Origin of the sequence: Maribellus sediminis, assembly GCF_011799805.1 — a bacterium.
Lineage (GTDB): Bacteria > Bacteroidota > Bacteroidia > Bacteroidales > Prolixibacteraceae > Draconibacterium > Draconibacterium sediminis_A.
Genome location: NZ_WXUB01000002.1, coordinates 633,976 through 654,906, shown reverse-complemented (window position 1 = coordinate 654,906; position 20,931 = coordinate 633,976). Strand labels below are relative to the sequence as shown.

12 protein-coding genes are annotated in these 20,931 nt (G+C 45.6%); all 12 read left to right on the top strand.

Annotation, left to right across the window (positions count from 1 at the left end):
* Positions 1 to 9: 9 nt before the first annotated feature.
* The 12 genes from HFD85_RS09060 to HFD85_RS09005 all read left to right on the top strand — a co-directional run bounded on the left by HFD85_RS09060 (position 10) and on the right by HFD85_RS09005 (position 20,909).
* Positions 10 to 1,899 (top strand): sialate O-acetylesterase, encoded by a 1,890-nt coding sequence (locus HFD85_RS09060; RefSeq protein WP_167608000.1) that lies wholly within the window; start codon positions 10 to 12, stop codon positions 1,897 to 1,899.
* A 28-nt stretch (positions 1,900 to 1,927) separates the two neighbouring features.
* Complete coding sequence (locus tag HFD85_RS09055) at positions 1,928 to 3,079, top strand: alpha/beta hydrolase-fold protein (RefSeq protein WP_167607997.1); 1,152 nt, start codon at positions 1,928 to 1,930, stop codon at positions 3,077 to 3,079.
* Between the two features lie 24 nt (positions 3,080 to 3,103).
* Positions 3,104 to 6,973 carry a glycoside hydrolase family 3 C-terminal domain-containing protein gene (locus HFD85_RS09050; protein ID WP_167607994.1) on the top strand — a complete coding sequence of 1,290 codons (3,870 nt, stop codon included), beginning with the start codon at positions 3,104 to 3,106 and terminating at the stop codon, positions 6,971 to 6,973.
* Positions 6,974 to 6,993: 20 nt separating this feature from the next.
* Positions 6,994 to 7,965 (top strand): hypothetical protein, encoded by a 972-nt coding sequence (locus HFD85_RS09045; protein ID WP_167607991.1) that lies wholly within the window; start codon positions 6,994 to 6,996, stop codon positions 7,963 to 7,965.
* 122 nt (positions 7,966 to 8,087) lie between these two features.
* Entirely contained in the window at positions 8,088 to 11,900 is a 3,813-nt protein-coding gene (locus HFD85_RS09040; protein WP_167607988.1) for a glycoside hydrolase family 3 C-terminal domain-containing protein, read from the top strand.
* A gap of 25 nt (positions 11,901 to 11,925) precedes the next feature.
* A complete protein-coding gene (locus HFD85_RS09035) occupies positions 11,926 to 13,125 on the top strand; it encodes an alpha/beta hydrolase (protein ID WP_206081924.1) in 1,200 nt (399 codons plus the stop codon).
* Positions 13,126 to 13,153: 28 nt separating this feature from the next.
* The gene (locus HFD85_RS09030; protein ID WP_167607986.1) at positions 13,154 to 14,329 is read left to right on the top strand and encodes an alpha/beta hydrolase; all 1,176 of its coding nucleotides are present in this window, start codon (positions 13,154 to 13,156) and stop codon (positions 14,327 to 14,329) included.
* A 242-nt stretch (positions 14,330 to 14,571) separates the two neighbouring features.
* Entirely contained in the window at positions 14,572 to 15,696 is a 1,125-nt protein-coding gene (locus tag HFD85_RS09025) for an alpha/beta hydrolase-fold protein (RefSeq protein WP_167607983.1), read from the top strand.
* Between the two features lie 3 nt (positions 15,697 to 15,699).
* Entirely contained in the window at positions 15,700 to 16,842 is a 1,143-nt protein-coding gene (locus HFD85_RS09020; protein ID WP_167607979.1) for an alpha/beta hydrolase-fold protein, read from the top strand.
* A gap of 10 nt (positions 16,843 to 16,852) precedes the next feature.
* Positions 16,853 to 18,025: an alpha/beta hydrolase gene (locus HFD85_RS09015; protein WP_206081923.1), complete on the top strand. Its 1,173-nt coding sequence runs from the start codon at positions 16,853 to 16,855 to the stop codon at positions 18,023 to 18,025.
* Positions 18,026 to 18,043: 18 nt separating this feature from the next.
* Positions 18,044 to 19,234: an esterase gene (locus HFD85_RS09010; RefSeq protein WP_167607976.1), complete on the top strand. Its 1,191-nt coding sequence runs from the start codon at positions 18,044 to 18,046 to the stop codon at positions 19,232 to 19,234.
* 109 nt (positions 19,235 to 19,343) lie between these two features.
* Positions 19,344 to 20,909 (top strand): carboxylesterase/lipase family protein, encoded by a 1,566-nt coding sequence (locus HFD85_RS09005; RefSeq protein WP_167607973.1) that lies wholly within the window; start codon positions 19,344 to 19,346, stop codon positions 20,907 to 20,909.
* Positions 20,910 to 20,931: the final 22 nt, after the last annotated feature.

The following is a 20,931-nucleotide window of genomic DNA, read 5'->3' as shown; positions in this document are numbered from 1 at the left end:
CTTCAAACGATGAAATTAAAAACAGGCCTACTGATTGTTGTTGCACTATTTGCGATTCAGTTACAAGCCTTTTCACAAGATCCGAATTTCCATATTTACCTCTGTTTCGGACAATCGAATATGGAAGGAAATGCACGCCTGGAACACCAGGATTCACTAAATATTGATGATCGGTTTCAGGTTATGTCAGCGGTTGATTGTCCGGATTCAGGGCGTGAAAAAGGTCACTGGTACACAGCAGTGCCGCCACTTTGCCGGTGCCGTACAGGTTTAACTCCGGCCGATTATTTTGGCAGAACGCTGGTTGAAAATCTGCCAAAACATATTAAGGTTGGTGTAATTAATGTTGCCGTTGGCGGTTGCAAAATTGAATTGTTCGACAAGGAAAATTACGAATCGTATGTGGAAACTGCTCCCGGTTGGATGATCGGCATGCTCAAACCATACGATAATAATCCTTATGGCCGCCTGGTTGAAATGGCAAAACTGGCTCAGAAAGATGGTGTTATTAAAGGTATTTTGTTGCATCAGGGAGAGTCGAACACCGGCGATTCGTTATGGACGCAGAAAGTTAAAGGTGTATACGAAAACCTGGTTGCAGATCTTGGGCTTCAGGCTGAAAATGTGCCTTTGCTGGCCGGTGAGGTGGTTGGCGATGACCAGAATGGAGCCTGTGCCAGTATGAATAAAATTATTGCCACGCTGCCCGAAGTAATTTCCAATGCATATGTAATCCCGTCGGTTGGATGCCCGCAACGTGGCGACCGTCTGCACTTTACTGCCGAAGGTTACCGGATGCTGGGAAAACGCTATGGTTTACGAATGCTTTCGTTACTTGATTATAAAAACACTGCGCCAAAGGTTATCACAGGTGAGGGTGCTCCCCGTGCAAATGCCGGGCAACGGAATTTCGGAGGAACAATGCTTCCCGGAGGACAACGCCCGCCAAGACCTCCTCGTCCGGAGCCCGAAATAAAAACCGTTTCGCTGGATGAAATATCGATGAGCGACCCGTTTATTTTTCCTGATAAAACAACACAAACGTATTATTTAACCGGAACAGGTGGACGTCTTTATAAAAGTAAAGACCTGAAAATGTGGACAGGCCCGTATTCTATAATCGACCTCACAGGTACCTGGATGGATGGGCATTTTGTGGCTGCTGCCGAAATTCACCAGTTTGGCGATAAATATTACCTCGCCGGAACCTGGAACGACCACGGTAACCCGATTGAACATGTTGCGCGCCGATACACTGTGCCTACCAACCAAACGCAGCTTTTGGTGGCCGACTCACCCGAAGGCCCATACAAACCACTGGTTCAGGAATATGATTTTTGCCTTGGGCCACGCGACTGGGACATCATCGATGGAACGCTTTACGAAGAGAACGATACCGTTTACATGGTTTTTGTACACGAGTGGACACAACTGATTGACGGTACGATGGATTACATGCCGCTATCAACAGATTTGACGCACCGAACCGCAGAGCCTACCACAATGTTCAGGGCAAGCGAAGCTCCGTGGTCGAAAGAAATGAACAGCATTGGCGAAGCTACTTTTGGAATGAAAATGCCGGGCTGGGTTACCGACGGACCTCAGTTGTTTAAAACACAAACCGGAAAATTAGGGATGTTATGGTCGAGCTGGGGCGATACTCGCTATGCTCAGGGTATTGCTTACTCTGAATCGGGAAGCATAAAAGGCCCGTGGGTTCAGGAAGAAGATTCTTTTAAAGGCGATAACTCAGGTCACGGTATGATCTTTACCACTTTCGATGGCGAGCGGCTTTTTATCATTCACCATGCCGAAGAAAATGGCCCTCGTAAACCTCAGGTTTATAAAATCGACGACTCAGGAGATAAACTCATTCTGGGCAAACGATACAAACTGTAACTCAAATCAATAAACCAATAAAATAATCATGAGAAAATTATATATAACATTGGCTGCAATATTCCTTTGCAGCGTGGTTTCAGCCCAGTTTGCGGGCATTCAGCGTGGACAAAAACCTGAGCCTCTACCCGAAGGTTTTAAACCGGCTTCTACAAATACATTTTTGGCGCGTTATCCGGCGGTAAATGCCGAAACACGCGAGGCGATCTTTAAAGTGGTGGCACCTACTGCGCAAAAAGTGCAGGTGGATCTGGCCGGGAAAAAATACGACATGACCAAAGATACGAGCGGTGTTTGGACCTGCACGTCTGATCCGCAGGTGGTTGGTTTTCATTACTACGCAATATTGATTGACGGTGTGGCTGTGATGGACCGAAATAGCGAAGCATTTTTTGGAAGCAACTGGGAATCGTCGGGTATTGAAATTCCCGAAGGCCCCGAAGGTGATTACTACCGTTTCAACAAAGATATTCCGCACGGACAGGTTCGTTCCATTCATTACTGGTCGGATATCAATGGTTTGGAGCGCCACATCAATGTGTATGTTCCGGCAGAATACGAAGCCAATCCGAATAAAAAATACCCGGTTTTGTACCTCGTTCATGGCTGGGGCGAAGATGAAAACGGTTGGTCGGTACAAGGCCACATGGCCAATATTATGGACGGATTGATTGAAGCCGGAAAAGCAGAACCTATGATTGTGGTGATGCCAAGTGGCGATATTAAAACCAATTCCGATGTACGCGAAGCTTCAGGAAATGTAACTGAAATTTTTGCCAAAGATTTGGTACCATACATCGATAAAACCTTCCGTACAAAGACCGACCGGGAAAACCGTGCTATGGCCGGATTATCACGGGGTGGTTTCCAAACCACAATGACCGTATTCGCCAACATGGATATGTTTGCCTGGATGGGAACATTCAGCGGATTTTTTGTTCGTGGTGATGCTGTTGACGCTTTTAACGGTGTGTTTAAAGATGCCGATGCATTTAACTCAAAAATGAACCTCCTTTTCATAAGTACAGGTACCGAAGAACGTAACCCTAAAGATCAGGTACTCGAACTCAAAGAACACGGTATCGATAATATCGTATTTCACGAATCTCAGGGAACAGCTCACGAGTGGCTTACCTGGCGACGGGCATTGAACGAATTTGCACCGCTACTTTTCAAATAATTGAAACATTCAATACTCATAAAAATGTTGAACAAGAACAACAAATTCATAAAAAGAAGCCTGTTCGTCTTCGCGGGAATTATCGCCATTGGTCTGTTTATGGCCTTAAAACCTGCTGAAAATAAAACACCGGTTTCTAAAATGCCAATTTACCTGAATACGGCTTATTCGTTTGAAGAACGTGCCGCCGATCTGGTTTCGAGGCTGACACTGGAAGAAAAACAAAGCCTGCTTGGAAACAACATGGCACCCGTACCAAGATTGGGTGTAAAAGCCTATAACACATGGAGCGAGGCGCTGCACGGAGTGTTGGGATTTGCCGATCCCGGCGCCGGGATTCAGGGACCAACATCCTTTCCCAATAGCGTGGCACTGGGTTCTGCCTGGGATCCTGAACTCATTCAGCGCGAGGCTGAAGCTATTTCCGACGAAGCCCGGGCAATTAATGCCACCGGAACAAAAGGCCTTACTTATTGGTCGCCGGTGGTTGAGCCGATCCGCGATCCGCGATGGGGAAGAACAGGGGAATCGTATGGCGAAGATCCGTTTTTGGTATCTCAAATTTCCGCGGGTTTTGTACGCGGATTAATGGGGGATGACCCGAATTACCTGAAAACCGTACCAAGTGCCAAACATTATCTGGCCAATAACAGCGAATTCGACCGGCACGTAAGCAGCTCGGATATGGACAGCCGCGATATGCGCGAGTTTTACCTGGCGCCTTACAAAAAACTGATCGAAGAGGATGATCTGCCTTCCATTATGTCATCGTACAATGCGGTAAACGGAGTGCCAACTTCTGCAAGCCCGTATTATCTGGATACGATTGCCCGCAGAACCTACGGAATGAAAGGTTACATTACCGGCGACTGTGCTGCCATTGAAGACATTTATACCGGCCACTACTATGTTGAAACCGGGGAAGAGGCAACGGCACAGGGTTTAAAAGCCGGCGTTGATTCCGATTGTGGGAATGTATACCAGCGCAGTACCATCGATGCCTATAATCAGGGCCTGATTTCGATGGCCGATATCGACCGCGCACTGCTAAATATTTTTACGATAAGGATGAGAACCGGCGAGTTTGATCCGCCTGCACAGGTTCAGTATGCACTGTTCCCGCCAACAACCGTTAATTCGGAGGCGCACAGACAACTGGCAAAAGAAATTGCCACAAAAACTCCGGTGTTGATGAAGAACGATTTGTTGGCAGTTACCAACAGACAGGCGCTTCCATTGTTCCCAAAAGAGTTAAGCAAAATTGCCCTGATCGGGCCGCAGGCCGATGAAGTGGAACTTGGCCCGTATTCCGGACGACCGGAGGCCGATAATATGATCACTCCGCTAAAGGGAATTGAAAAATATCTGGAAGAAAAAGGATATGATACAGAAGTTGTGCACAGTTCAGGTGGAAATACTTTAAGTAAAAGCAACCTGCTTTATGTAGCCGATTTTGAATTATATAAAAGCAACGGTTCGGTAAGTAAACATGATGCCACAAAATATTCTGCTGCCTCAGAAGGAATAACCGTAGGTTCTGGAATGGGATCAACCGAACAGGTGAGAACCATCGATGATGGCTCGTGGACAGCTTACGAAAACATCGACCTGGCAGATGTCGACAGCATGGGAATTGTGGTGAATATTCCAACAGAAGGTGGAATTATTGAAGTGCGGGTGGGCTCACCCGACGGAAACCTGGTGGCTACATTAGAAGCTACCGTAGCTTCAGGAAAACGAGCCGGTGGTGTGTATGGCGGAGGAAGCCTGATGAAAATCAAGGTGAACAAACTGGGGGTAACCGAAACGCAAACTTTGTATTTCTGTTACTCGGCACCCAACGATGCTCCAATTGATGAAAAAACCATAGAAACGGCTAAAAATGCCGATGTGGCTGTGGTATTTGTTGGCACCGATGAAAAAACAGCTACTGAAGAGGCCGACCGTCTGACTTTGTTGCTTCCGGGTAACCAGGTTGATCTGATTAAAGCGGTGGCAGCCGTAAATCCGTATACCATCGTTGTTATGCAAACGCTGGGATGTGTGGAAGTGGAGGAATTTAAACACCTGCAAAACATTCCCGGAATTATTTGGGTAGGCTACAACGGACAGGCGCAGGGCGATGCCATTGCCAGTATTTTGTTTGGCGATGCCAATCCCGGAGGAAAACTAAACGCCACCTGGTACAAATCGCTGAACGATCTTCCGCCGATAACCGATTATACACTTCGTGGCGGAGCCAATAAAAATGGCCGTACATTGTGGTATTTCGATAAAGATGTTTCTTACGAATTTGGATACGGATTGTCGTATACCACGTTTGAATACAGCAATTTCAGAATCAGCAAAAATACAATCACTCCTGGTGATAAAATTACCATCAGCGTTGATGTGAAAAATACCGGAATTTACGATGGAGATGAAGTGGTACAGGTTTACATGACAACTCCTGAAAGTCCTGCAGAACTGGAGCGCCCGATTAAACGCCTGAAAGGATTTCAGCGTGTTACCATTCCGGTGGGGCAAACCAAAACTGTTGACATCGACATCAACTGTGCCGATCTTTGGTTTTGGGATTTGGAAGAAGACAGGATTACATATGATCAGGGAAAATATGTATTCGAAATAGGAACGTCTTCCAAAAATATTAAGGGAACTGTAAGTGCCACAATGAGTGGCAAAGCTACTCCTGAAATTAAAACAGTGGTTGCCGATTGTGGCACGGTTGTACTCCGAAAAGGAGAGACTGCACAAACCAGTGTTACCGCAGCTTTGACCGACGACAGTTTCATCGACATTTCGAAGGCTAAAGTGGTTTACAGCTCCAATAATCCGCTTGTTGCTGATGTTGACAAGAACGGAAAAGTAACAGCAACCGGAACAGGCGTTGCCACCATCTTCGCGCATGTTACCATCGATGGAAAAACAAAATCTGACGACTTTCCGGTAAAAGTAATGCCCGATCTGAAAGCGGCATCAATTAAGGTGAATAACAACCCGGTGAAAGGATTCAGCCCGGAAACGGCGCAATACAGTTTCCTGATGAAAAGCAGTTCCGATAAGGCTCCTGTGGTGGAGGCCTCGGCAAACGATGCGAATGTTGAAGTAAAGATTGAGCAGGCCGATGGCGTGCCGGGAACAGCATCCATTTCGCTGATCGATCACATCACTTTCGATAAAAATGAATACGCCGTGAATTTTGGTGTGGCCTCAGAAAGCGACGAATTTAAAGCTGCAGAATTGGGTAAACAGTGGAATATTGTGCGTGAGAATGCGGAAAACCTGAGCTTAACAAAACAAGCAGGATCACTGGTGATTACCAGCACCAAAGGGGGTATTGCCGGCGATAGTAACGATGCTGAAAACATTGTATTGCAAAGTGCCAACACCGATTGGACCATTGAAACAAAAATTGTTTGCTCGCGAAAACCTACAGGATTTTCGGAAAATGCAGGTTTGGTTGCCTACCAGGACGATGACAATTTTGTGAAGCTGGTGTACAAAGCCAGTTTTGGAAGAAGAGGATTTGTCCAGGGGGCGGGAGAGCAACCCGGTGCTGTTGAACTCTCGGTTGAATATGGCGGCGATGAAAAATCGGCAGTGAACATCAGCATGGCTGACATAATTAAAGACGACAATACATTGGTGTTGAAACTGGTTAAAAAAGGAGAAACCTACACCGCTTTGTGCTCTGCCGACGGAAAGAAATTCGAAGAAGTTGGAACGGCCAGTGTTGTGCTGAAAAATATTCAGGCCGGAATGCTGGCATGCGACGGCGTGATGCCTGCCCGCATGGTACGTTTCAGAAGATTTATGCAGCAAGACAACCAGCCAAAATCACCTTTTGATGTGGCTTTTGATTATTTCAAAATTGAAAACAGTGGATTAAAATAAGCACTTTTTATATACAAATTATGAAGAGAAGAAACCCGATATCAAAACTGTTACAACCGTTTGTTTTAGTAGTTGCCTGTTTTGGTCTTGGGTTTTCTTTTTCTTCTGATTTGAATGTTGAAAAAGAAACGGATAACATTTCGGTTACAGCCTTTGGCGATGGATTCATAACTGTTTCAGAAAATGGCGGTATCAACTGGATTTCAGGTGATGGAGAGATTGTACAGTCGAAAACCATTCAGGATGTAAAATTCAGCACTGTTGCTTCCAACGAGAGATATGTAGTTTCTGCGGGCAGTGATGGGACAATTTATTGTGTCGACGAGAATAAGGTTTTTAAACCAATTCGCTCGGGAACAGTCAAAAACGTTAATTGCCTGACTTTATTCAAAAACAAAGTTTTGGCAGGCTATAATTCAGGAGAATTACGAATCGGGTCTTTGGACCAAAAACTGGAATTTGCCAACGTGGAATTAACAGGAAACATTCTATCCTTATCATCAAATAAAACTTATTGCTACGGACTTACAAACCATGGCGAAATTTTTTATACCAGCAATGGAACAGAATGGAACGTAATCGATTTTAATGAAACGTACAAAGGGTATTACCAATCGTGCACGTTCAGTAAAATACTGCTTACCGAAAATCAAATTGCAGTGGTGGGTAAAAATACCGATGGGGAACCTGTTTTGTATTTTTCGTCGAAAGGAAGTGTTTGGACCGAACGCCCGTTGATATACACTGATGAGGAAGGTTTTAAAGCAAAACTAAATGAAGAACCCCGTGATATTTTTTACGATGCAATGCACGATCAATACCTCTTATTACTGCAGCAGGGAAGAGTAATGACCATCCCATCCTGCTCGCATTGTCATCAGCTTTATAAAATCACGGATGCCGAAATTCACGCGATTTCGGGAAATTACAAAAACATAATTCTTGCAGGCGAAAAGGATTACATAAAACTAATAAGTACTGAGTTTCTATGAGTTAGGAACGATGAAAACTGAACGTAAACGATAAATAATTGCCGGATAAATTCCATAGTAATAATAACTAAACATATACACAAATCGAAATACCTTTTTAATAAACAATACTCCATTTGATTATGAATTTTAAACGATCAACATCTCTGATTTTAATATTGTTCTCGCTGCTGGCGCTGGCATTTATTCCGCAAAGCCAAATAGCGAAGCAACCCATTTACCTCAACACGGCTTACTCGTTTAAAGAGCGGGCCATCGACCTTGTTTCGCGGATGACTCCCGAAGAAAAACAAAGTCAGTTGGGAAATACCATGCCACCAATTCCGCGGCTTGGCGTAAACCACTACGATGTGTGGGGCGAGGCGCTGCACGGAATTATGGGCCGAAACAACAACAGCGGAATGACAGCCACTTCGTTTCCAAACAGTGTAGCCGTGGGCTCAACCTGGGACCCGGAGCTGATTAAACGCGAAACAAAAGTAATTTCCGACGAAGCGCGTGGTTTTAACCACGACCTGATTTTTACGCTGACTTACTGGTCGCCGGTAATTGAACCGGCCCGTGATCCACGTTGGGGAAGAACCGCCGAAACGTTTGGTGAAGATCCGTTTCTGGTTTCTGAAATCGGAAAAGGATTTATTCAGGGCCTGATGGGCGACGACCCCACCTACCTGAAAACTGTCCCTTGCGGGAAACATTATTTTGCGAACAATACAGAGTTTAACCGGCATTCGGGCAGCTCGGATATGGACGACCGCGACATGCGCGAGTTTTACCTGCTTCCTTACCGGACGCTGATTCGGGATTACAATTTACCTTCGATAATGACCGCTTATGGCGCTGTTAACGGCGTTCCCATGTCGGCCAGTAAATATTTGGTGGATACGGTAGCGCGAAAAACCTACGGAATGGACGGATACGTTACCGGCGACTGCGGTGCAATCGACGATATCGTTCGCGGCCATCATTTTACGGATAGTTATGAAGAAGCAGCGGCGCTGGGTTTAAAAGCCGGGGTTGATACCGACTGCGGCGGAGTGTATCAAAACCATGCCTTGAATGCTTTGGAAAAAGGGATGCTTGCTCAGGCCGATATCGATAAAGCACTGATTAATATTTTTACCACCCGGATGCGTTTGGGCGAGTTCGACCCGGCAGAAATTGTACCCTACGCAGGTATAAAGCCGGATATTGTGAATGATCCTTCGCACAACGATCTGGCCATTGAAATAGCTACAAAAACACCGGTTCTGCTAAAAAATGAGGTAACGGTTAAACCTGCCGAAAAAGCATTGCCGCTTAATACCAAACACATCAAAAAAATTGCGGTATTGGGGCCACAGGCCGATAAAGTGGAACTGGGAGATTACTCGGGGCCAATTGAACCTCATTTGAGTATCTCGCCGCTTTTGGGAATTCAGAATTATATAAAAGAGCATAACCTCGACATTGAAGTTGTTTCTGCATCAACAGGAAATACGGATAGAAATACCGATTTTTTGACTATGAACAGTTTTTCCACCGTGCGTAACGGCGAAGTAGTGGCCGAATTCGATGCTACAAAATATGATGATTCGGCACCCGGATTAATTGTGGCAGCACGTTTTGGACGAACCTCAATTCGCGGTGTAAAAGATGGCGACTGGACAGCTTACGACAATGTGGATATTACCGATGTCGATTCCATCCGCTTTAACGTGGCAGCCTCCGGCAACGGCGGTTTGCTTGAAGTGCGTGTTAGCTCGGCAACCGGAAATATTCTGGCAACACAAAAAATTGAGGCCGTTCAGCAAAGCGGTGGATTCCGTGGATTTTCCCGTCCGCAAAATGTGGCAGTAAAAATCAATACGCTGGGAATTTCAGGGCCGCAAACGCTGGTACTGGTTTACCGCGAGGCCGAAAGTCCTGCAACTGATCAGGAAACACTTGAAATGGCTGCTACTGCCGATGTGGTGCTGGTTTTTGTGGGAACCGATCAAACTACCGGCCGCGAAGAGTCTGACCGTTTTGCCATTACATTACCCGGAAATCAGAATAAACTCATCGATGCTGTTGCTGCCGAAAATCCAAACACCATTGTGGTAATGCAAACCATGGGAATGGTAGAAGCGGAGCAGTTTAAAAACAACCCGAATATTCCCGCAATTGTCTGGACCGGCTACAACGGACAGGCACAGGGAACCGCGATGGCGCGCATTTTATTTGGCGATGTAAATCCCGGTGGAAAATTGAATGTTACCTGGCATAAATCGTTAAACGACCTGCCCGGATTTAACGATTACACCTTGCGTGGCGATGGCTCGAACGGAAGAACGTACTGGTATTTCGATAAACCGGTTTCGTATGAATTTGGTTACGGATTGTCGTACACCACTTTTGAATATAATCGCTTCAGTATCAGCAAAACAAGACTAACACCGCACGATAAGGTTACCGTAAGCGTTGATGTAAAAAATACTGGTGCAGTTGACGGCGACGAAGTGGTGCAGGTATATGTAAAAACACCCGACAGTCCGGCAGAATTGGAGCGTCCGATAAAACGTCTGAAAGGATTTAAACGCGTAACCATTCCGGCAGGGCAGACAAAACGTGTTTCGATTGATATCGATTGCGACGACCTATGGTTTTGGGATGCCGAAGCCGGTAAAATTACCTTCGACCAGGGACGTTATATTTTCGAAATCGGGGCATCATCGAAAGACATAAAAGCCGAACTGGAGACGATTATGAGCGGCGAGTACAAACCGGTGTTAACAACCGTAGTTGCTGAAAGCGACAAGGTGATACTGCGTCCCGGAAATCCAGCACAAACAAGTGTGACCGCTGCTATGTCGGACGATAGTTTTTACGATATTTCGAAAGCTGAAATTGAATACAAAAGCAATAATCCGGCGGTGGTAAGCGTGGATGAAAACGGCAAAGTAACTGCTACCGGAGTAGGTGTTGCATTGGTATTTGCTATTGTAACTGTTGATGGGGTAACCGAATCAAGCAGCTTTCCTGTTAAAGTAATGCCCGACCTCAACCCAAAATCAATTTTGGTAAACGGCAAGCCCATCGAAAGCTTCGATAAAGAAGTAAAAGCTTACAGTTATCTGCTGAAAGATAAAACCAAAGTGCCTGAACTAAAAGCAACGGCCGCCGGAAATGGAATTACTGTTGATATACAGCAGGCAAAACAAATTCCCGGAACTGCTGTGGTGAAGTTTATTGATAACATCACACTCGAAACCAACACGTACTATTTCAATTTTGATGTGGAAGCAGTTAGCGACGAGTTTAATGGTGCTGTTGGAAGTCAGTGGCAGTGGATCAGGGAAAATGCTGCAACACACAGCCTTTCGGCAAACGATGGCAGCCTTACCATTACCAGCGAAGTTGGCGATGTTTCGGAAGGTACCAACAATGCCAAAAACATTCTGCTGCAAAGCGCCAATAACGACTGGACAGCGGAAACAAAACTGACGGCTTCACGGATGCCTTCTCAACCTGCAAATGCAGGAATTCTGGCTTATCAGGACGATGATAATTTTGTGAAACTCATGTTCCGTGCAGTAATAAAAACCACACGGCAAAGAGAACCGCAACCCGGTACCATCGATTTGATGATGGAAGAAAACGGCATTGCAAAATCGCTGGCTTCTTTCAACCTGAAAAACGAAATCACAGGTGATCAGGCCTTGATACTTAAGCTCGATAAAAAAGGAAGTATTTACACTGCTTCGTACTCGTTGGATGGCGAGAATTTCGAAATCCTGGGTACAGCAGATCTGGCATTGGAAGACATAAAAACAGGTTTAATGGTAGGCGACGGAATTATTACCGGCTACATGAAAAGTACGTTCTGGTTTGATTCCGACACAACAAAACCGGATTCGCCGTTTGACGTGGCTTTCGATTATTTCCGAATTACAAACAGTGGACTAAAACAGTAAAACATAAACTTTCAACAAACAAATTATGATGTCTAAATTTTTAAACATATTCGTTATTCTTCTGATGGCCAGCGGAATTAGCTTCGCACAATCGTCATCAGAAGCAGTGGAGGATTTTAGGCCCTCTTCAGTAAATCAGCCCGGAAAGGAGTACCCCATGGTAAATTCCGAAGGACGGGTTCGTGTACAACTTTCGGCACCTGAGGCTGAAAAAGTTCAGCTTGATATTAGCGCAGTGAAATACGATTTGGTAAAAGACGAAAACGGTGTGTGGACCGGGGAATCGGCGCCACAGGACGTTGGTTTTCATTACTACCAGTTGTGGGTTGACGGAGCCGCGGTTCCCGATCCAAACAGCCTGTATTTTTACGGAGCCAGCCGTTGGGGAAGTGGTATTGAAATTCCTTCCGACGACCAGGATATTTTTGCTTTAAAAGATGTTCCTCATGGCGATTTACGCGAGGTGCACTACTATTCAAAATCGTCGGATAAAGTTCGTCGTGCCTACATTTACACGCCTCCCGGTTATGAAAAAGACCAGTCGAAAAGCTATCCGGTACTGTACCTGCAACACGGTATGGGCGAAAACGAAACCGGTTGGGGAAACCAGGGCCATGCCGGGCTGATCATGGATAATTTAATTGCTGAAGGGAAAGCGCTTCCGTTTATCATTGTAATGGAAAACAGCAGCGTAAATTTTGAAAGACCACGCGGGCCGCGACCTGAAAGAGGAGCAGAAGCCGATTCATCACAAACAAGGCGACGCGGGCCGATGGGCGGTTTTGATTTTTCTGCCGATTTCAAAAAAGTATTGCTTAACGATCTGATTCCTTATGTGGAAGCGAACTACCGCGTTATTGCCGACCCTGCCCACCGTGCCATGGCCGGCTTGTCAATGGGAGGTATGCAAACAAGGCTGATTACTTTGGCCAATTCAGAGGTTTTTACACAGGTTGGTATGTTTAGCGGCGGAAGCATAAGCCCTGAAGACGTTGAAAACTCACCTGCTTTTAAGGAGAATGTAAAACTGTTGTTTGTTAGCTATGGCAGCCACGAGCTCGATAACCGCAGAATGGGTTTTGGCGGCGATCCAAAAGCGAACACCGAAGCATTAAAAGCAGCCGGAATGAACACTCATTTTTATGTGTCGCCCGGAACTGCACACGAATGGCACTCCTGGCGTCGCAGCCTTTATCAGTTTGCTCAACTGGTATTTAAAAACTAAAACCATTTAAAACTTCAAAACTAAGTTTATGAAACGATATTCTTTTATTTTAACGGTATTGCTGGCCTTTTCTGCTGTATTTGCCATGGCGCAAACAACAGAACAAACAGTAGTTGAGGATTTCAAACCCTCTTCCGTAAATCAACCCGGAAAGGAATACCCGATGGTGAATTCCGAAGGACGGGTACGCGTTCAAATTTCTGCGCCTGAAGCTGAAAAAGTGCAACTTGATATCAGCGCTGTAAAATACGATTTGGTAAAAGATGAAAACGGAGTGTGGACCGGCGAATCGGCACCACAAGACGAAGGTTTTCACTACTACCAGCTTTGGGTTGACGGAGCCGCTGTTCCTGATCCAAACAGCTTGTATTTTTATGGAGCCAGCCGGTGGGGAAGTGGTATTGAAATTCCTGCTCACGACCAGGAGTTTTATGCCCTGAAAAATGTTCCGCATGGAGAAGTTCGTGAGCTACAGTATTTCTCTGAAAGCAACAATACCATGCGCAGGTGCTTTGTTTACACGCCTCCGGGTTACGACGAAAATCTTGAAAAACGCTATCCGGTGTTGTATCTGCAACATGGTGGTGGCGAAAACGAAACAGGCTGGTCAAGCCAGGGACACGCAGGTTTGATAATGGACAACCTGATTGCCGAAGGAAAAACCGTTCCGTTTATCATTGTTATGGACAACGGAAACTGGGCAATGCCAAGGCCTCCGCGTAACCGCGAAGGTGGCGAGCGCCCGCGCACATGGCCACCCGAAGGTTGGGCCGATGGTTTTATGAATACCTTGCTGAAAGATATTATTCCGATGATTGATGGAAAATACCGCACAATGGCTGATGCCGAACACCGTGCCATGGCCGGATTGTCGATGGGTGGAATGCAAACACGTGTGATAACGCTGGCCAACCCCGATGTGTTTTCGCATGTGGGAATGTTTAGCGGTGGCAGCATCACCATGGACGACATTGAGCAAAATCCTGATTTTAAGGAAAAAGTAAAACTGCTTTTCGTCAGCTACGGAAGTCGCGAAATCGAGAATCCGCGCCCAGGACCATGGGGAGATCCAAAGGAAAATACCGAAGCTCTTAAAAAAGCCGGTATGAACACCCATTTTTATGTGTCGCCCGAAACTGCCCACGAATGGCAAAGCTGGCGCCGCAGCCTTTATCAGTTTGCACCTTTATTATTCAAAAAATAATAAGAAACAAGTTTTGACTAACCCGGGGATTTATCCCCGGGGAAACAAGTTGCAAGAATATATGGGCTTTAGCCCAAATTGTCAGAAATTGAGGACTAAAGTCCGGGAATAGTGCAACTCAAGATCACCGGCATAAATGCCGGCGTTAGTCAACTCTAACAAACTTTCTCAGGATAGAGTAACCAGAAAACATCAATTTGGATATTGACAATTACTTCAATAAAAACTTATTATAACCATTTATGAAATACAAGATATTCAGTTTAATAATTGTGCTGGTAATGACAGGCAGCTTTTGCTTCGCACAAACCAGCCAGGTAGAGATAAAAGAAGATTTTAAACCTTCAGTTTTAAACCAGCCCGGAAAAGAATATCCCATGGTAAACTCGCAGGGTTATGCCCGTTTCCGAATTGAAGCGCCCGAAGCACAAAGTGTGGTGGTGAGCCTTGGTTTGGGCGGAACAAGAGGCGGAACTCCGCTTACAAAAAACGACGATGGCGTTTGGATGGGAACCACTGCCGGCCCAATGGACGAAGGTTTTCATTATTATCATGTTACCATCGATGGCGGTGTTTTTAACGATCCGGGTGCCTTGAACTACTACGGTTCAGTACGTTGGGAGAGCGGTATTGAAATTCCGGCACACGACCAGGATTTTTATGCGCTGAAAAATGTTCCTCACGGGCATGTTCAACAAGTGCTTTTTCCTTCGCCAAGTACAGAAACCTCTCGCAGGGCTTTTGTTTATACACCTCCGGGTTACGACAAAAATAAGTCGGAGCGCTACCCTGTATTGTATTTGCAACACGGCTGGGGCGAAGACGAAACAGCCTGGATGAACCAGGGACGCGCTAACCTTATTATGGATAACCTGATTGCCGAAGGTAAAATCGATCCGTTTATTATTGTGAATACCTATGGTATGACCAACGAAATTAAGTTTGGCGGTTTGCGCAATTTCGACATCACTCCGTTTCAAACCGTTTTGGTAGATGAGCTGATTCCATACGTTGACGAGCATTTCCGCACTATTCCTGATCAGGCGCACCGCGCTATGGCCGGCCTTTCGATGGGAGGTATGGAAACAAAAGATATCACCTTAAACAAACCGGAGGTGTTTTCGCATTATGCCCTGCTAAGTGGCGGTGTTTATGCACCTGAAGATCTTAAAGATCATTCTAACCTGAAACTGGTATTTATCAGCTGCGGTAGCAAAGAACGTCCGGATGGCGTTAAAAATGCAGTTGTGGCTTTAAAAGATGCCGGTTACAATGCGGTTTCTTATGTTTCCGAAGGTACTGCCCACGAGTTTCAAACCTGGCGCAGAAGCTTGTATCAACTGGCTCCGCTACTGTTTAAAGAATAGGTTATGAAGAATACATTCTTACTAATTGCGGCTTTATTTATCAGCGGAATTTGTGCCGCTCAGGATGTGGTTGAAGATTTTAAGCCATCATCGGTAAACCAGCCCGGCAAACAATTTCCTCAGGTGAATTCTGAGGGCCGGGTTCGTGCACAGATTTCAGCACCCGAAGCCAACAATGTGAGGCTCGATATTGGCGGCGTAAAAAATGAAATGGTAAAGGACGAAAACGGCGTGTGGACCGGTGAATCGGAACCTCAGGATGTTGGTTTTCACTACTACCAGTTAAATGTGGATGGTGCATCAGTTCCCGATCCGGGAACCAAATATTTTTATGGTGCCGGCCGCTGGGGAAGTGGTATTGAAATTCCGGCCGACGATAGTAATATTTATGCGCTGAAAGATGTGCCGCACGGTTTGGTTAGCGAACAAAACTATTTTTCAGAAATTACACAATCATTTCGTCGTTGTTTTGTTTATACGCCTGCCGAATACAACGATAATCCTGAAAAACGTTATCCGGTATTGTATCTTCAGCACGGAAGTTTTGAAGACGAAACCGGATGGCCCGGACAAGGACATGCCAACCGCATTTTGGATAACCTGATTGCAGCGAATAAGGCGGTACCGATGATTATTGTTATGGACAACGGTTATGCCTATAAGCCTCAAACTTCAGGGGGTGGTCGTCCGGCAATGGTTTTCGAAGAAGTGATGCTCAACGAAATCATTCCGATGATCGATAATCGCTTCCGAACCATTGCTGATGGGGAACACCGGGCTATTGCCGGTTTGTCGATGGGCGCCAACCAAACCATGCGGATTTGTATGAACAACCTTGATAAGTTTGCATATTACGGCGGTTTTAGCGGTACTTCAAACTACCCCAGTTCCGACGAAATTAATGTGGAAACTTTTTTAAACGGAGCCTTTAAAAAAGGGAAGTCTGTAAATGACCAGATAAAAGTTTTCTGGCTGGGTTTGGGAACCAAAGAACCCGAACCTTTTCCCGGCTCAGTTGGTGCTTTCCGCAACATGCTCGAAAAACAAGGCATTGATTATGTGTATTACGAATCGCCCGAAACTGCCCACGAGTGGCAAACCTGGCGGCGTAGTTTACATCAGTATGCACAGTTGCTTTTCAAATAAAAACTGAATAATGAACTATATACTCAATAAAACAGATTTCAGGCGAGCGAAGCTGTTGCTGGTGTTTTGTTTGCTGGCTGGTTTTGTTTCGGCACAAATGCCCGAATATGGCATTCCGGCACCTACCAATAACAACGCCAACCAGTGCCCGTGCATTATGCCCGATAACTCGGTGGTTTTTCAGGTAAAAGCGCCCAATGCCCAAAAAGTGCAAATCGACCTTGGTAAAAAGTACGACATGGAAAAAGGTGCGGATGGAATATGGACGGTTCAAACCGAGCCTATTGTTCCCGGCTTTCATTATTACTTTTTGGTGATTGATGATGTGCCGGTTGCCGATCCGGCGAGCCAGTCGTTTTACGGAACCGGAAAAATGACCAGCGCCATTGAAATTCCTGAAAAAGGAGTTGATTTTTATGAAATTAAAGATGTTCCGCACGGCGCTTTAAGTTCGAAATACTATTATTCGGAATACACCAAAAGCTGGAGGCACCTGTTTGTTTATACGCCTCCGGGTTACGATAATAATACCCGCGAAAAATATCCGGTGGTTTATATTCAGCACGGTGGTGGCGAAGATGAAACCGGCTGGGCTGTGCAGGGAAAAACCGACATTATACTGGATAACCTGATTGCCGAAGGAAAAGCCAAACCAATGATCGTGGTAATTTCCAACGGAAATGTTAGGGCACCCGGTGGAGGTTTTGGTGGCTACAGCAGTAAGGGAATGGCTCCTTTCAAAGAAGAAATGACGAAAAATATTGTTCCGTTTATCGATGAGAATTACCGCACACTGACGGATGCTAAAAATCGTGCCATTTGCGGACTCTCGATGGGAGGCGGGCAATCATTTTATGTGGGCCTCGAAAGCCCTGAATTTTTTGGCTCTGTTGGTGTATTTAGTTCCGGGCTGTTTGGTGGAATCAGAACTTCGGGAAGTGGTTTTGATGCCGAAAAAGAAATTCCGGGACTTTTATCAGAGTCCGAAAAATTCAATAAGAACCTGGATTTATTCTATATTTCGTGTGGCGAGCAGGACATGCGTATTGAGCATACCAAAAAAGCGGTAAAAACTATGCGCGAAAACGGACTGGATGTGGAGTTCAATTCTTTTCCCGGCGACCATGAATGGCAGGTTTGGCGAAAGTCATTACACGATTTTGCATCAAGAGTATTTCAGTAAAAAACTAAAATCTAAATTATGAAACGAATAAAGAATCTACTACTAATTTTTGTTGCTTCATTGTTTGTGTGCCCGTTAGTTTCACAAGCACAGCAGGCCAATGTTAATCTCGATTATAATCCGCAGAAGGACACCAAAGGACTGATTCCTTTTAGTGCGCCTTTAAATTCGCCCGAAGTGCACGACGACCATACGGTAACTTTTCGCTTAAAAGCACCCGAAGCCAAGGTGGTTACAATTACCGATGGAACGATTCTTACCGCGCTTGGCAGAGGTCGTGAGCCACTTCCGCTAGTAAAAGGAGAAGATGGAATTTGGTCGGTAACCGTGGGACCTTTTAAACCCGATATGTATGCTTATCATTTTAATGTTGACGGCATGCAAATTTGCGATCCGAGCAATACAATGGCTGCTTTTACGGCCATGCCGCCTTACAGTCAGTTGATTGTGCACGGTGACGGCCCGGCGTATTACGATGCCAAAAACGTACCTCACGGAAACGTTACGCGTCACATTTATCATTCGGATGTTACCAACGGCGAGCGCGAAATGTATGTGTATACACCTCCGGGTTATGATGCATCTAAAAAATATCCGGTGCTTTATCTTGTGGGGGGTAGCGGCGAATTGCCATCAAACTGGATTTACGACGGACGTGCCAACCTGATTTTGGATAATCTACTGGCCGAAGGAAAAGCGGAACCGATGATCATTGCCATTCCGAACAACCAGGTGATTCACCGGAATCATCCACAGCATACCGAACTCACTTTCGATATTTTTGAAAAAGAACTGCGTAACCATGTTATCCCATTGGTTGACGCAAGTTACAGCACCATTCAAAATCCAAAAGGACGTGCCATTTCAGGTTTGTCGATGGGTGGACGACACAGTATGTTTATCGGTTTTCGTTCGCTCGATTTGTTTGCGAATTTTGGAATCCTTAGCGCTGGTGACGCAACTGCCGAAACTACACTTTCGCACTTTCTGAATGATCCGAAGGTAAACGACAAAGTAGATTATCTTTTTATCGGACAAGGAACGGAAGAAGCCAAAGGATTTTTTAGCCGGCGGGTTGATGGATTGTGTAAGGCACTTGACAATCACAACATCGAATACGAATATTATGTGGGCGGCAGTGGTGGTCACGATTGGTCAACCTGGCGTCATTTGTTGTATTACAGGTTTCTGCCAAATCTCTGGAAATAGCGAAAAAATAATAATTACCCTTCGACTACGCTCAGGGTGACAGTCAGACTGAGCGTAGTCGAAGTCTGATAATACAAACTAAAAGACTGAAATTTAATAGCTATCAATAATGAAAAAAACATTCTATTTAATTGCATTCGCAATCATTGTTTTAACGAATGCTTGTTCTCAGCTTCCGCCCGAGCAGGTAAAAGTTGAACAGGGAATTGTAGAAGGAACCATCGAAGATGGGCTTCGGGTTTTTAAAGGCGTGCCGTTTGCAGCGCCTCCGGTAGGTGATTTGCGTTGGAAAGCACCACAACCTGCAGAAAAGTGGGAGGGAGTAAAAGAAACCAAAGAATTTGGGCCTTCTCCTATGCAAGGGGGTAATCCTCCTGCTGGAATAAGCGAGGACTGTTTGTACCTGAACATCTGGACTCCGGCAATGTCGGCCGAAGAAAAACTGCCTGTGCTGGTGTGGATTTACGGCGGAGGTTTTAGCGGCGGCGCAACTTCGTACTACGATGGAACCATATTGGCAAAAGAGGGAGTTGTTTTGGTAAGTGTTGCATACCGCGTAAATCAGTTTGGCTTTTTGGCGCACCCCGAATTGAGTGCCGAAAGCCCAAATCATGTTTCTGGAAACTACGGAATTCTCGACCAGATTGCCGGTTTGCAATGGATACAGGATAACATTGCCGCTTTTGGTGGCGATCCTTCGAAAGTTACCATCTTTGGCGAATCAGCCGGAGGTATTTCTGTAAGTATGTTGTGTGCCTCGCCTTTGGGAAAAGGTCTTTTTAGCGGAGCCATTTCGCAAAGTGGAGGTTCGTTTGGGCCAACCCGTCCAAGAACTTTCCCGGGCGAAAACATGAAAACACTGGAAAAGGCAGAAGCCGATGGCGTGGAGTACATGCAAAAAGCAGGCGTTTCCAGTTTGGCCGAACTTCGTGCTTTGGATGCCGACGAAGTGCCAAGTGGTTTCGGAATGGCCGGAGGTTGGCCAATTGTTGATGGTTATGTAATCCCCGACGATCAGTATAAACTTTACGAAGAAGGAAAATACAACGATGTGCCTGTGCTTATCGGGTACAATTCGGATGAGGGAGCAAGTTTCTCGCGCGAAAAAGATCCCGAACAATATTATGCCGGGGTAAGAGCACGATACGGAAAATTTGCCGACAAACTGATTGAAGCTTATCCGGCAGGTGAAAACACGGTTCCTAAAACCGCACGCGACCTGTCGCGCGATGCCGCTTTTGGCTGGCATACCTGGAGTTGGGCGCGTTTGCAATCGGAAACCGGACAATCGGATGTGTATTTGTACTATTTCGATCAGCACCCCGATTATCCTGAAGATTCGCCTCGTTACGGTTATGGTTCGCCACATGGGCAGGATGTTGCCTTTGTGTTTGGACTGAAGCCCGAAGATAAACATGAGAATGAGTCAGACCTTGCACTTTCGGAAGTAATGGTTGATTACTGGACCAACTTTGCAAAATATGGCGATCCCAATGGTGAAGGAGTTCCGGAATGGCCGGTTTTCAGCAACGAAAATCCGGATGTGATGTACTTAAAAGGGGCAACACCATTTGTGGGTGAGGTGCCAAGTGCAGCGTCGTTAGAGGTGCTCAACGAGTACTTTGAGTGGCGACGTTCGCCCGAAGGCGAAGAATGGGTAAATAGCCTGGAATAATTATAGAAGTATAAATTATAAA